The sequence below is a fragment of the Actinomycetospora sp. CA-053990 genome (assembly GCF_050948445.1).
Lineage (GTDB): Bacteria > Actinomycetota > Actinomycetes > Mycobacteriales > Pseudonocardiaceae > Actinomycetospora > Actinomycetospora callitridis.
Genome location: NZ_CP192043.1, coordinates 2,575,982 through 2,589,191 on the forward strand (window position 1 = coordinate 2,575,982; position 13,210 = coordinate 2,589,191).

Consider the following 13,210-nt stretch of genomic DNA (forward strand, 5'->3'; position numbering starts at 1 on the left):
TCGACGGGCGTGACCGCCGATCCGACCACGCTGTCCCACCGGTTCGACGCCCTCACCGCCGCGCACATGCGGGCGGGCGGCTCCTGGAAGTGGTCGACGCCCGGCTCGTGGCGACGTGGCGAGCGCGAGGGCCTGATCGGGGCGTTCGTCGCCGAGATGGACTACCCGGTCGCCGACGCCGTGGCCGACGCGGTCCGCGCCTCGGCCGACGGGTCGCGCTTCGGCTACCTGCCCGACGACTGGGTCGCCGACATGGCCGCGGCGACGTCGGCGTTCTGGGGCGAGCGACTCGGCTGGGCGCCCGACCCGGCCCGGGTGCGCCCCGTGCCCGACGTGCTCACCGCGTTCACCGCGACCGTCCGGCACTTCACCCGGCCCGGCAGCGCGATCGTGCTGCCGACCCCGGCCTACATGCCGTTCCTCACCGTGCCGGCGATGCTCGGCCGGGAGCTGGTCCAGGTGCCCATGGCCCGGGACGGCGCGCGGTTCGTGCTCGACCTCGACGCGATCGACCGCGCGTTCGCCGACGGCGCGGGCCTGCTGGTGCTGACCAACCCGCACAACCCGACGGGTCGCGTGTTCGACGTCGACGAGCTCGCCGCGGTGACCGAGGTGGTCGAGCGCCACGGCGGGCGGGTCTTCAGCGACGAGATCCACGCGCCGCTGACGTTCGACGCCCACCGCCACCGGCCCTACGCCGCGACGTCCGCGGCTGCCGCGGGGCACACCGTCACCGCGACCTCGGCGTCCAAGGCCTGGAACACCCCGGGGCTCAAGTGCGGGCAGGTGATCCTGTCGAACGACGCCGACGCCGCGCACTGGGAGGCCACCGGCTACCTCGCCGAGCACGGCACCGCGACGCCCGGGGTGCTGGCGACCACCGCGGCCTACCGCGACGCGCGGGCCTGGCTCGACGACGTCCTCGCCTACCTGGACGGCAACCGCGCCCTGCTCGCGTCCGCCGACCTGCCGGGGCTCGGGGTGACCGTCCCCGAGGGCACCTACCTCGCGTGGCTCGACGGCCGGGGTCTCGGGGCTGGTCTGGGCCTCGACGAGCCCCCGTCGGCGTTCTTCGTCCGCGAGGCGGGCGTGGTCATGACCGACGGCGCGGCGTGCGGGGAGGCCGGGCGCGGGGGCATGCGCCTCAACCTCGCCATGTCCCGCCCCGTCCTCACCGAGGCCCTCGAGCGCCTCGGGGCAGCTCTGTCCTAGCCGCGACGCTCCGCAGGCGCGATCAGGTAGTTGTGGACCTCGGACATCGCGACCTCGGGGCGCTCGATCCCGAGGTGCTCGAGGACCGGCGCGAGCCGTCCGCCGACGAACCGCTCGAACGCCTCGGCCGACTCCCACACGTCGACGCCACGAAACCCGTCGTCGGTCGGGATCGTGTAGTGGAACAGGCAGCCGGGCTCAGAGTCGCCGCCGCGCCGGAACTCGAGGCGCCGGAGCAGGTCGTCGTACTCGGCCAGCGTGACCCCGTGGAAGGTGGTCTCCACCGCGATCGCCATCGTCGGTCCCCCGTCTCCCGTGAGCGGACTTCGGGCCTGTGGGACCCCAGGATGGCTCACGAAGGCCAGGGGAGGAACTCCTCGTCGGGGAGGCCGGAGGCGAGGAGCGAGGCGAGGTGATCGCCCCGGCGCTCGGTGAGCTGGTCGATCTGGGTGCGGCAGGAGAAGCCGTCGGCGATCACCGCGGTGGCGGCGTCGGCGTCCCGCACCCGGGGCAGGAGCACCGCCTCCCCGCAGGCCACCGACACCTCGTAGTGCCCCTGCTCGAACCCGAAGTTGCCGGCGAGCCCGCAGCACCCGGAGTCGAGCACCTCCACCTCGGCGCCGGCGCGGTGCAGCAGGTCGGCCTCCGCGCCGTAGCCGCCGGTGGCGTGCTGGTGGCAGTGCTGCTGGACCATCACCTCGCGTCCGGCGAGCCCGGGCGGCGTCCAGTCCGGCGCGCGTTCGGCCAGCAGCCGTCCGAGGGTGGTCGTCGCCGCGGCGATCGCGTCGGCGCGGGGCCCGGGCAGCAGGTTCGGGGCGTCGTCGGTGAACACCGCGGTGCAGCTCGGCTCGAGCCCCACGATCGGCATGCCGTCGCCGACGGCCGGCGCGAGGGCGTCCAGCGTCCGTCCGAGGACCTTCGCGGCGACGTCGAGCTGGCCCGTCGTCACCCAGGTCAGGCCGCAGCACAGCTCCTGCTCCGGGACCCGCACCGTGAAGCCGGCGGCCTCGAGCACGCGGACGGCGTCGGCGCCGGCGCTGGGGTGGAGGAACTCGGTGAACGTGTCCGGCCAGAGCAGCACCTCGCCGCGCTCGCCGGAGCCGCGCGAGCCCCGCTCGCGGAACCAGTGGGTGAACCGCGGGGTGGCGAACGCGGGGATCGCGCGGCGCTCGTCGATGCCGCCGGCCCTCTTGAGCAGCCCCGCCACGCGGGACGAGGTGATCCGGTTGACCAGCGGCGCGAGCGGTGACGCGACGCGGGCGAGCGCCGGCAGCCAGCCCATCGACAGGTGCGAGCGCGGGCGGCGCCACTGCCGGCCCTCGTAGTGGTGGTGCAGGAACTCGGCCTTGTAGGTCGCCATGTCGACGTTGACCGGGCAGTCCGACAGGCAGCCCTTGCACGCCAGGCACAGGTCGAGGGCGTCGCGGACCTCGGTGGAGCGCCAGCCGTCGGTGATCGGCGAGTCCTCGTGCCCGCGCAGCATCTCCCAGAGCAGGCGTGCGCGGCCGCGGGTGGAGTGGTGCTCCTCGCCGGTGGCGCGGTACGAGGGGCACATGACCTCGCCCTCGGTGCGCCGGCACCGCCCGACCCCGATGCAGCGCTCCACCGCGCGGGTGAAGCGGCCGTCGTCGGACGGGTAGGAGAACGCCGAGGCGGGCTCGACGGGGTCGTAGTCGGGACCGATCTGCAGGTTCTCGTCCAGCCGGAAGGGGTGGACGACCTTGCCGGGGTTCATCCTGTTGTGGGGGTCGAAGAGCGCCTTGACCGACTCGAAGGCCGCCACGAGCTCGGGCCCGTACATCCGCTGGAGCAGCTCGCCGCGCGACTGCCCGTCGCCGTGCTCGCCCGAGAGCGACCCGCCGTACTTCACGCACAGGTCCGCCGAACGCTCCATGAACGAGCGGTAGGCCGCGACGCCCGCCGTCGAGCCGAGCTCGAACGGGATGCGGGTGTGGATGCAGCCGTGACCGAAGTGCCCGTAGATCGCCGTGCCCTCGCTGTACCCGTACTCCTCGAGCAGGGCGACCCACTCCGACAGGTAGTCCGCGAGGCGGTCGGTGGGCAGGGCCGCGTCCTCCCAGCCCTCGAAGTTGTCCTGCCCGGTGCGCGGGTCGCGTGCCGAGACGGGCAGGGCCGCCTCCCGGATGCCGAAGAGCTCGGCCTGCTCTCCCGGGTCGGTGACGGTGAGGACGGACGGGCCGTCGGGGAGGCGGGCCAGATCGTCGACCAGCGCCTGCGCGCGCTCGGTGACCCGTGCGGGGTCGTCGTCGCGGATCTGGGCCATCAGCCAGCTGTGTCCCTCGGGCATCGCGGCCATCGCACGCTGGTGGACGCCCTTGACGCGCTGGAACTCGACGATCACGCGGTCGATGCACTCCAGGAAGTGCGGCTCGTGCGGCAGGATCGCGTCGACGCAGCGCGCGGACGCGACGATGTCGCGGAACCCGAGCACCACCAGCGCGGTGTGCCGGGCCTCGACGACGAGGTCGAGCTCGGCATGCAGCACCGTCACGAGCGTCGACTCCGAGCCCACCAGCGCGCGAGCGAGGTCGAGGCCGGTGCCGTCGGTGTCGGGGCCCGGCAGGAGGTCGTCGAGGTTGTAGCCCGACACGCGGCGGGGGATGTCGGGGAAGCGCTCGGCCACCAGCCCGGCGTGGTCGGCGGCGATCGCCCGCAGCCCCCGGTAGATCTCCGCACGCCGCCCGCCGGCGGCCTGGATGGCGGCGTACTCCTCCTCGGACGTCGGCCCGACCCACATCCGCAGGCCGTCGTAGGTGAGCACCTCGAGGCGCCTGACGTTGTCGGCGACCTTGCCGAACGTCTGCGCGGTCGACCCGCAGGAGTTGTTGCCGATCATCCCGCCGAGCGTGCAGCTGACGTGCGTCGCGGGCTTCGGGCCGAAGATCAGGCGGCCGGGCAGGGCGGCGTTGAGGTCGTCGAGCTTGATGCCGGGCTCGACGACGCAGGTGCGCGCGTCCTCGTCGACCGACACGATGCGCGTGCAGTACTTCGACCAGTCGATCACCACGGCGGCGTTGCAGCACTGCCCGGCGAGGCTCGTGCCGCCACCGCGGGAGAGCACCGGGACGTCGTGCTCGCGGCACACGGCGAGCGCCTCGACGCCGGCGTCGATCGTCCGCGGGACGACCACGCCGATCGGGACCTGGCGGTAGTTCGAGGAGTCGACGGCGTACGTGGCGCGCGACCCGGCGTCGAAGCGCACCTCGCCGTCCACCCGGTCGGCCAGCGCGCGTTCGAGGTTCTCCTCGGCGGTCCGCGGGCGCGTGCGCGGAGGGACGAGATCGACCGTGGCCACCGGACGACTCTGGGCGCCGCCGCACGCCGCCGCAAGTTCTCCCGGTCGTGAGCACTATCCGCCCCCCTAGGGGCCGGAAGTGCTCACAGGGCTGCGGGAGGATGGACGACGTGACCACCGAAGCGCTGGACGACGCCGCCGTCGGCGCGCTCCTGACCGGCGTGCGCCGGGTGGCGCTGCTCGGGGTCTCCGACCGCTTCAACCGGCCCAGCTTCCGGCTCGGCGCCTATCTGCTCGACCGGACCGCGTGGGCCGTCGACCTCGTCAACCCCCACGTCGTCGAGACCCTCGGGCGGCTCTGCGCACCCACGCTCGCCGACGTCCCGACGCCTGATCTCGTCGTGGTCTGCCGCGGGCCGGCGGCCTGGGACGCCGTGATCGACGAGGTCGCGGGCGTCGGGGGGCGCGCCGTGTGGCTGCCGAGCGACGTCGCGGACGCGGACACCACGGCGCGCGCGTCCGACCGTGCCCGGGCGGCGGGCCTGGTGGCCGTGGCCGACCGCGACCTGCGCGCCGAGCACAAGCGATGGTGCGCATGAGTCCGGCCGTGACCCGCGAACCCGGCCGTCTCGAGGTCCGCGCGCCCCGCACCGCCCCCGCGCTGGCGCTGGCCACGGGCGTCGTCGGGCTCGCGGCCGGGATCTGGCTGGCGACCCTCGGGGGCACCGCGAGCCTCGTGCTCGGCCTCGTCCTGATCGTGTTCTTCGGGGTCGGCACCGTGCGCGCGGCGGTGCGCCTGCTGCGGGGCCGCCCCCTGCTCGTCGCCACGCCCGAGGGCATCGACGACGGCGGGTCGATCGTCACGGCCGGGTTCCTGCCCTGGTCGGAGGTCGGGTCGATCGACGTCCTGCCCGCCCGGGGCGGCGGGATGCTCGTCATCGGGGTGCGCGACCCCGAGGCCGTCCTCGCCCGCACCACCCCGGCCCGCGCCCGCGTCGGACGCACCCAGGCCGGGCGCCTCGGCAGCCCCGTCGTCCTGCCGCCCTCGGTGCTCCCCGTCCCGGCCGAGGAGCTCGCCGCCGACATCGAGGCGTTCCGTCCGTGAGCCGTTGACCGGCGCGTCGCCGGTGCGGAAGCGTTCCGGCGTGGCCAGCTACCGCGCGCGTCGTCGCCGGGCGATGGTCGCCGAGGTGCGCCGGCAGGGGGTCACCGACTCGCGGGTCCTGCGGGCGATGCTCGAGGTGCCGCGCCACCGGTTCGTGCCCGCGCACCGCGCGGACGAGGCCTACGGCCCGGGGCCGCTGCCGATCGCGTGCGGCCAGACGATCTCCGCGCCCGCGATGGTGGGGGCGATGGCCGCCCTGCTGGAGCTCACCGGGCGCGAGCGCGTGCTCGAGGTGGGCACCGGCAGCGGGTACGCCGCGGCGGTGCTCTCGCGGTGCGCGCGCGAGGTGATCAGCATCGAGTACCACCCCTCGCTCGCCGCCGGCGCCCGCGCGGCCCTCGCGGCCACCGGCCACCACGTCGAGGTCCGCCACGGCGACGGGCGCGCCGGCGCCCCCGACAAGGCGCCCTTCGACGCGATCTCCGTGGCCGCGATGGCCGAGGGCGAGGTGCCGGCGACGCTGCTCGGCCAGCTCACCGACCGCGGCGTCCTCGTCTGCCCCGTGGGCCACGGCCGTCGCGGCGACCTCGTCCGGATGCGCCGCGACGGCCACGTCGAGCGGTTCATGCCGGTGTCGTTCGTGCCGCTGCTGTAGGCCCCGTGAGCGAAGTTCCCGGCTATAGCCGGGAACTTCGCTCACGTACGGGTCAGGGCGAACGACTCCGCCGGGAGGGTCAGGGAGTCGGCGGCGGCAGTGTCGACGCCCGACGGGGCGCAGAGCACCTCGCGCGCCGCCACCGGCAGCGTCGCCGGGGCCCCGCCCAGGTTGACCGCCAGCCGCAGGTCACCGCGGTGCACCACGAGCGTGCGCGCGTCCGCGTCGGCGTCCACCCGCACCCGGTCGAGGTGGGGGTCGGTGAGCTCGGGGTGGGCACGGCGCAGGGCGATCAGCTCCCGGTGCACGCCGAGCAGCCAGGCGTGGGGTTCGCGGTCGATCTCCGACCAGTCGAGCCGTGAGTCCTCGAACGTCGAGAGCGCCGTCGGGTCGGGCACGTCGGAGGCGCCCCAGCCGTGCTCGGCGAACTCCCCGCGACGGCCTTCGCGCACGGCGTCCTGCAGGGCGGGGTCCTCGAAGCCGACGAAGAACGCCCACGGCGTCGACGCGCCCCACTCCTCGCCCATGAACAGCATCGGGGTGTACGGCGAGCAGAGCACCAGCGCCGCCCCGCAGGCCAGCAGGCCCGGCGACACGGTGGCCGACAGCCGATCACCGGCGGCGCGGTTGCCGATCTGGTCGTGGTCCTGGAGGTAGGCGAGGAAGCGGTGGCCGGGGGTCGTGAGCGTGTCGACGGGCCGGCCGTGGGTGCGCCCGCGGAAGCTCGACCAGGTGCCGGCGTGGTGGAACGGGTGGTGCAGGACGTCGGCGAGGACGGAGAACGCGCCGAAGTCGGCGTAGTAGCCCTGGGTCTCCCCGGTGAGCGCCGAGTGCAGGGCGTGGTGGATGTCGTCGCACCACTGCGCGTCCAGCCCGTACCCGCCGGCCTCGCGCGGCGTGATCAGCCGCGGGTCGTTGAGATCCGACTCGGCGATGAGGGTCAGCGGGCGGCGCAGGTGCGCCGACAGCGTCGCCACGTGCTGTGCCATCTCCTCGAGCAGGTGGGTCGCCCGGGCGTCGCGCAGGGCGTGGACGGCGTCGAGGCGCAGGGCGTCGACGCCGTAGTCGCGCAGCCACATCGTGACGTTGTCGAGGATGTAGCGGCGCACGGTGTCCGACCCCGGCCCGTCGAGGTTCAGCGACGGACCCCAGACGTTCTCGCCGAGGAAGTAGGGCCCGAAGCGGTCGAGGTAGGCCCCGGACGGTCCGAGGTGGTTGTAGACGACGTCGAGCACGACCCCGAGCCCCCGGGCGTGGCAGGCGTCGACGAACCGCCGGAACGCCACCGGCCCGCCGTAGTTCTCGGTGACCGCGTACCAGAGCACGCCGTCGTAGCCCCAGCCCCTCGTGCCGTCGAAGGCGTTGACCGGCAGGACCTCGACGAGGTCGACGCCGAGCTCGACGAGGTGGTCGAGCCGCTCCTCCGCGCTGGCGAACGTGCCGCCCTCGGTGAACGTGCCGACGTGCATCTCGTAGATCACCGACCCGGGGAGGGACCGGCCGGTCCAGGCCGCGTCGGCGGGGGAGGGCTCGACCTCGACGACCCGGGACGGGGCGTGCACCCCGTGCGGCTGCCATCGCGAGCGCGGGTCGGGGAGCGGTTCGCCGCCGTCGAGGGCGAACGCGTAGTCCGTCCCCGGACCGGCGTCCGGCACGGTGACCGACCACCAGCCGTCCGCTCCCGCCGTCATCGTCTCGATCCGGTCGTCCAGGACCAGTCCGACCGTCGTACGGTCGGGGGCCCACACCGCGAACTCCTGTGCCACGGGACCGATCGTTCCCGACGGGCCGACGTCGCATGCGTGGCGGGGAGCCGGGATGATGGACGCGCGGGCGGATGGGGTCCGGGCAGGACGGTGCACGGGGGTGGTCGATGGGCGGCGATGCTGACCCCGGCACGCGTGCCCTGCTCGCGGGTGGCGGGCGCGTCGGCGCCGACATGGCGTCGGTCGACTGGAGCGCCACGCCCCTCGGCGAGCCCGAGAGCTGGCCCACCCCGCTGCGCACCGTCGTGCAGATGCTCCTGACCACGCGATTCTCGATGTGGATGGCCTGGGGCCCCGAGCTCACGTGCTTCTACAACGACGCGTACTGGCGCGACACGCTGCAGTCGAAGCACCCCTGGGCGCTGGGCAAGCCCGCCCACGTCATGTGGTCGGAGATCTGGCCGGACATCGGGCCGCGCATCGCGTCGGTGCTGGAGACGGGCGTCGCGACCTGGGACGAGGACCTGCTCCTCTTCCTCGAACGCAGTGGTTATCCCGAGGAGACCTACCACACCTTCTCGTACAGCCCGCTCGCCGACACCGACGGCGCCATCCGCGGAATGCTCTGCGTGGTCACCGAGAACACCGACCGTGTCATCGGCGACCGGCAGATGGCGACCATGCGGGATCTCGCCACCGCGATGGGCAGCGCCCGCTCCGAGGACGAGGTGCTCCGCGCGGTCGAGCGCACGCTGGTCGACGCCGACCGCGACCTGCCGTTCGGCCTCGTCTACCTGTTCGACGACGACGCCGGGCCCGCGCGGCTGGCGGCGAGCGCGGGCGCGGCCCGCGGCTCCGCGATCGCGCCCGAGGTGATCGAGCCCGGCGCCGGTCCCTGGCCGCTGGACCGGGTGCGGGCGGGCGAGACGGTGCTCGTCGAGGGCCTGGGTGCGCGGATCGACGGCGACCTGCCCCACGGGGCGTGGGACCGGCCGGCCACGCAGGCGGTGCTCGTCCCGCTCGCGGCGGCGTCGGGCGCCGAGGGCGACGGGATCGCCGGGGTCCTCGTCGCGGGCGTCAACCCCCACCGCGAGTTCGACGAGCGCACCTCGAGCTTCCTGCAGCTGCTCGGTGGCCAGATCACGGCGGGCCTCGCCCACGCGGGCGGCTACGAGGCCGAACGGCGCCGCGCCGAGGCGCTCGCCGAGCTCGACCGCGCGAAGACCGACTTCTTCTCCAACGTCAGCCACGAGTTCCGCACCCCGCTGACCCTGATCATGGGCCCGGTCGCCGAGCTGCGCGCCGCCCCCGAGGTGGACCCCGAGCGCTGGCGCGCCGAGCTCGAGGTGGTGCACCGCAACGGGCAGCGCCTCGGGCGGATGGTCAACAGCCTGCTCGACTTCTCGCGGCTCGAGGCGGGCCGCCGCCAGACCCACCCCGTCCCCGTCGACCTCGGCTCGGCCACCGCCGAGCTCGCGGCGGTGTTCGCGTCCGCGATGGCGCGTGCGGGCCTCGACTACGTCGTCGACTGCCCGCCGGTGGGCCGACCGGTCCTGCTCGACCGGGACGCGTGGGAGAAGGTCGTGCTCAACCTGCTCTCCAACGCCCTGAAGTTCACCGCCTCCGGACGGGTCTCGGTGCGCGTGGACGCCACCGCCGACGCCGCGGTCCTGCACGTCGAGGACACCGGTGTCGGGGTGCCCGCCGACGAGCTGCCGCGCCTGTTCGAGCGCTTCCACCGTGTCGAGAGCCCCGGGGCGCGCTCCGGCGAGGGCAGCGGCATCGGCCTGGCGCTGGTGCGCGAGCTCGTCGGGCTGCACGACGGCGAGGTCCGCGCGACCAGCGAGCCCGGCGTGGGCACCACGATGACGGTGACGATCCCGTTCGGGCGGGCGCACCGGATGGAGATCGTGACGCCGACGGCGGGGGCCGAATCCACCGAGCTCACCACCACCGAGCCCCTGGAGCCCTCGCCGGACGCCGAGTCCTTCGTCGCCGAGGCGCTGCGCTGGCTGCCCGACGGCGCGGGGTCGACCGACGCCGAGCCGCCGACCCCCGAGCTGCCCGCGGGCCTCCCCGCGCCCGCGACCGAGAGCACCCGGGGCCGCGTCCTCGTGGCCGACGACAACGCCGACATGCGGGCCTACCTGCGCCGCCTGCTCGCCCCGCGCCACGACGTGCGCCTGACCGCGGACGGCGAGGAGGCGCTGCAGGCGGCACTCGCCGACCCGCCGGACCTCGTCGTCTCCGACGTGATGATGCCGCGCCGCGACGGCCTCGCCCTGCTCGCGGGCCTGCGCGCCGACGAGCGGACCGCGCGGGTGCCGGTCCTGCTGCTCTCGGCCCGCGCGGGGGAGGAGGAGGCCGTCCAGGGGCTGGCGGCCCAGGCCGACGACTACCTGGTCAAGCCCTTCACCGCCCCCGAGCTCCTCGCCCGCGTGGACGCGCACCTGCAGCTCGGCCGCGCGCGGCGCCGGGCGGAGGTCCGGTTCACCGCGATGGCCGACCTCGCGCCGGCGATGATCTGGGTGGCCGACCCCGACGGCGGGCGCACCTTCCACAACGCGGGCTGGCGCCGCTTCACCGGCCGCGACCCGGCCCAGGACCTCGGCGAGGGCTGGCGCGACGGCCTGCACCCCGACGACCGGGAGCAGTACCGCGCGGTCACCGCGGAGGCCACGGCGGCGGGCCTCGGCTGGGAGGTCGAGTACCGGCTGCGGCGCGCCGACGGCGTCTACCACCGTGTGGTGGAGCAGGCCGTCGCCCTGCCCGGCGAGGACGGGCCGTCGGGGTGGGTCGGCAGCTGCATCGACGTCAACGTCCGGGCGCTCGAGGCCGACCGCCAGCGTCTGCTCGCCCGGATCGGCGCGGAGCTCGACGGGGAGACCGAGGTCGTCGACCGGCTCGAGCTCCTCGTGCGCCTGCTCGTCGAGGTCCGGCTCGCCGCGCGCGCCTCGGCCCGTCCCGTGGACGACGAGGGCCAGCCCGGCGCCGCCCGCGTCGCCGTGCGCACCGAGGCACCCTCCGGCTCCCGCGTGGCCGAGCCGCTGTCGGCCGACTCGGTGGGCGACGGGGAGCGCGACGCGCTGGCGCGCCGCGCGGCGGTCGCGGCGGCCGGCGCGCTGCACCTCCCGCTGACGGTCCGAGACCGGGCCGTGGCGATCCTGTCCCTCGAGCGCTCGCCGGAGGGCCCGGACTGGACCGACGAGGACCGCGACCTCGTCGAGGAGATCGCCGGGCGCGCCGCCCTCGCGCTGGACAACGCCCTGCTGCTCGCCGAGGAGCGCGCGGTCGCCGAGCGCCTGTCGCTGCTGCAGCGGGCCACCAGCGAGCTCTCGGCCGCGGCGACCCCGATCGAGGTGGCCGACGTGACCGTCGAGCACCTCCGCGCGCTGTTCGGGGCCTCGGCCCGCGTCGCGGTCTTCGAGTACGAGCCCGACGCGCGCACGCTGACGCCGCTCGCGGCCCGCAACGTCGACCCGGCCGTGGTCACCGCGGGCCAGGAGCAGGCGACGATGGTCGGCACCGCGGTGCGCCGCGGGGAGGCGCTGTGGCTGGTCGGCGGCCCCGGCCATCCCTCGCCCGACCACGATGACCCCGCCCTCCACGCCCTCCTGCGCCGCGAGGGGTGCGCGGGGCGGTGGCCCTGCCCCTCGTGGCGGCGGGCACCACGGTCGGCGCGATCGGCGTCGGCCTGCCCGACCGCGCGCGCGTCCTGCGCACCGAGCGGATCACCCTCGAGGCGCTGGCCGAGCCCTGCGCGATGGCGCTGGACCGGGCCCGCCTGTACCGCGCCGAGCACCAGATCGCCGACACCCTCCAGCGCAGCCTGCTGCCCCAGGGCCTTCCCGAGCTCGACCGGCTCGGCCTCGCCGCGCGCTACCTGCCCGGCGCGACGGGCACGCAGGCCGGCGGTGACTGGTACGACGTCGTCGAGCTCGACGAGCACCGCGTCGCGATCGCCGTCGGCGACGTCGTCGGCCAGGGCACCGGCGCCGCGGCGGTCATGGGACAGCTCCGCACCGCGCTGTCGGGCTACCTGCTCGCCGGGCACGGCCCCGCGCGGTCCCTGGGCCTGCTCGACGGGCTGACCTCGCGCATCCCGGGCTCGCGGGCCTCGACGGCGATGTGCCTGACCCTCGACACGAGCACCGGCGAGCTGCGCTGGGCCCGTGCCGGTCACCTGCCCGCGCTGCTCGTCGGCGCCGACGGTGCCGCGGTGCGCTACCTCGACGACCCCGCGGGCCACGGGCCGTTGCTCGGCCTGCCCCCGGGGCACCGCGACCACGGCGAGGCCGTGACGACCCTCGACCCGGGCGCGGTCCTCGTGCTCTACACCGACGGCCTGGTCGAGCGGCGCGGTGAGGCCCTCGACGAGGGGTTCGCACGGCTCGCCGCGGCCGCCGAGCAGCACCGGGCGGCCGGCCCGGGCCCGATGGCGAGCGCGCTGCTGCGCGACCTCGACTCCCGCTCGGACGACGTCGCCCTCGTCGTCGCCCGGCTGGCGCCGCCGCCCCTGGAGCTGGACCTCCCGGCGCGACCCGATTCGCTGGCGCTCCTGCGGCGCCGGGTCACCCGGTGGTCGCGGGCGGCGGGGCTGCCCGAGATCACCTTCGAGGACCTCCAGCTCGCGCTGGGCGAGGCCGCGACGAACGCCGTGGAGCACGCGTACCGCGACGGCGACGGGTCCGGCCAGGTCGACGTCCGGCTGGCCCGCCGCGCCGACGGCGCCGTCGACGCCGTCGTCCGCGACCGGGGCACCTGGCGCCCCGCGCCGCTCGACCCCGGCTACCGCGGGCGCGGGTTGAAGATCGTCCGGGAGCTCACCGAGGACGCACAGGTGACGCCGCGGGCCGGCGGCGGCACCGAGGTCACCTTCCGCATGGTCGGCGCGGGCCCGGAGGAGCCGCCCGAGGTCCGCGCGCCGGACGGGGCGACCGACGACGCCGACGACGTCGTCGCCCCGCCGCCGGGCACCCCCGCGGCCGTCACCGTCGAGGACGACGGGGCGGTACGCCGCCTCGTGCTGACCGGCGACATGGACCTCGCCGCCGCGGCCGCCTGTCGCGACGCGATGCTCGGGCCCGTCGAGGGCCGCGGGCGCCTGGAGGTCGACCTGCGCGCCGTCGGCTACCTCGCGAGCGCCGGCGTCGGCCTCGTCCTGGAGGTGCTGCAGGCGGCGCGGCGCGCCGGGGCGGAGACCGCCGTGCTCACCGCCCCGGATAGCGCGCCGGCCCGCGTCCTCGCGATGGCGCTCCCGACCGAGGCCTGACGGC

Annotated in this window: 8 protein-coding genes and 1 pseudogene; 6 read left to right on the plus strand and 3 right to left on the minus strand. The window is 75.6% G+C overall.

Translation table 11 applies throughout. The annotated features are described in order from the left end of the window. Positions 1-9: 9 nt before the first annotated feature. A complete protein-coding gene (locus tag ACQPYN_RS13190) occupies positions 10-1,212 on the plus strand; it encodes a MalY/PatB family protein (RefSeq protein WP_433037514.1) in 1,203 nt (400 codons plus the stop codon). Here the strand turns inward: ACQPYN_RS13190 and ACQPYN_RS13195 are convergent. Together ACQPYN_RS13195 and ACQPYN_RS13200 are read right to left on the minus strand one after the other, a co-directional pair. After that, complete coding sequence (locus ACQPYN_RS13195; protein WP_433037516.1) at positions 1,209-1,508, minus strand: hypothetical protein; 300 nt, start codon at positions 1,506-1,508, stop codon at positions 1,209-1,211. The genes ACQPYN_RS13190 and ACQPYN_RS13195 overlap by 4 nt on opposite strands. 56 nt (positions 1,509-1,564) lie before the next feature. Further along, complete coding sequence (locus tag ACQPYN_RS13200) at positions 1,565-4,528, minus strand: FAD-binding and (Fe-S)-binding domain-containing protein (RefSeq protein ID WP_433037518.1); 2,964 nt, start codon at positions 4,526-4,528, stop codon at positions 1,565-1,567. Between the two features lie 110 nt (positions 4,529-4,638). Between ACQPYN_RS13200 and ACQPYN_RS13205 the strand changes: the two genes are divergently transcribed. From ACQPYN_RS13205 to ACQPYN_RS13215, 3 genes are read left to right on the plus strand one after another with little or no spacing between them, the layout of a single operon-like run. After that, the gene (locus ACQPYN_RS13205; protein ID WP_433037520.1) at positions 4,639-5,067 is read left to right on the plus strand and encodes a CoA-binding protein; all 429 of its coding nucleotides are present in this window, start codon (positions 4,639-4,641) and stop codon (positions 5,065-5,067) included. A gap of 8 nt (positions 5,068-5,075) precedes the next feature. Then, positions 5,076-5,573 (plus strand): STM3941 family protein, encoded by a 498-nt coding sequence (locus ACQPYN_RS13210; RefSeq protein WP_433037522.1) that lies wholly within the window; start codon positions 5,076-5,078, stop codon positions 5,571-5,573. A 40-nt stretch (positions 5,574-5,613) separates the two neighbouring features. Continuing rightward, positions 5,614-6,228, plus strand: a complete 615-nt coding sequence (locus tag ACQPYN_RS13215) for a protein-L-isoaspartate(D-aspartate) O-methyltransferase (protein ID WP_433037524.1) — start codon at positions 5,614-5,616, stop codon at positions 6,226-6,228. A 41-nt stretch (positions 6,229-6,269) separates the two neighbouring features. Here ACQPYN_RS13215 and treZ read toward each other — a convergent pair whose 3' ends face one another. Further along, positions 6,270-7,994 (minus strand): malto-oligosyltrehalose trehalohydrolase, encoded by a 1,725-nt coding sequence (gene treZ / locus ACQPYN_RS13220; RefSeq protein WP_433037526.1) that lies wholly within the window; start codon positions 7,992-7,994, stop codon positions 6,270-6,272. 641 nt (positions 7,995-8,635) lie between these two features. Here treZ and ACQPYN_RS13225 point away from each other — a divergent pair. Together ACQPYN_RS13225 and ACQPYN_RS13230 are read left to right on the plus strand one after the other, a co-directional pair. Beyond that, positions 8,636-11,179 (plus strand): annotated as a pseudogene (locus ACQPYN_RS13225) (ATP-binding protein); the annotation flags it as partial. Positions 11,180-11,697: 518 nt separating this feature from the next. After that, the gene (locus ACQPYN_RS13230) at positions 11,698-13,206 is read left to right on the plus strand and encodes a SpoIIE family protein phosphatase (protein ID WP_433037528.1); all 1,509 of its coding nucleotides are present in this window, start codon (positions 11,698-11,700) and stop codon (positions 13,204-13,206) included. Positions 13,207-13,210 lie beyond the last annotated feature (4 nt).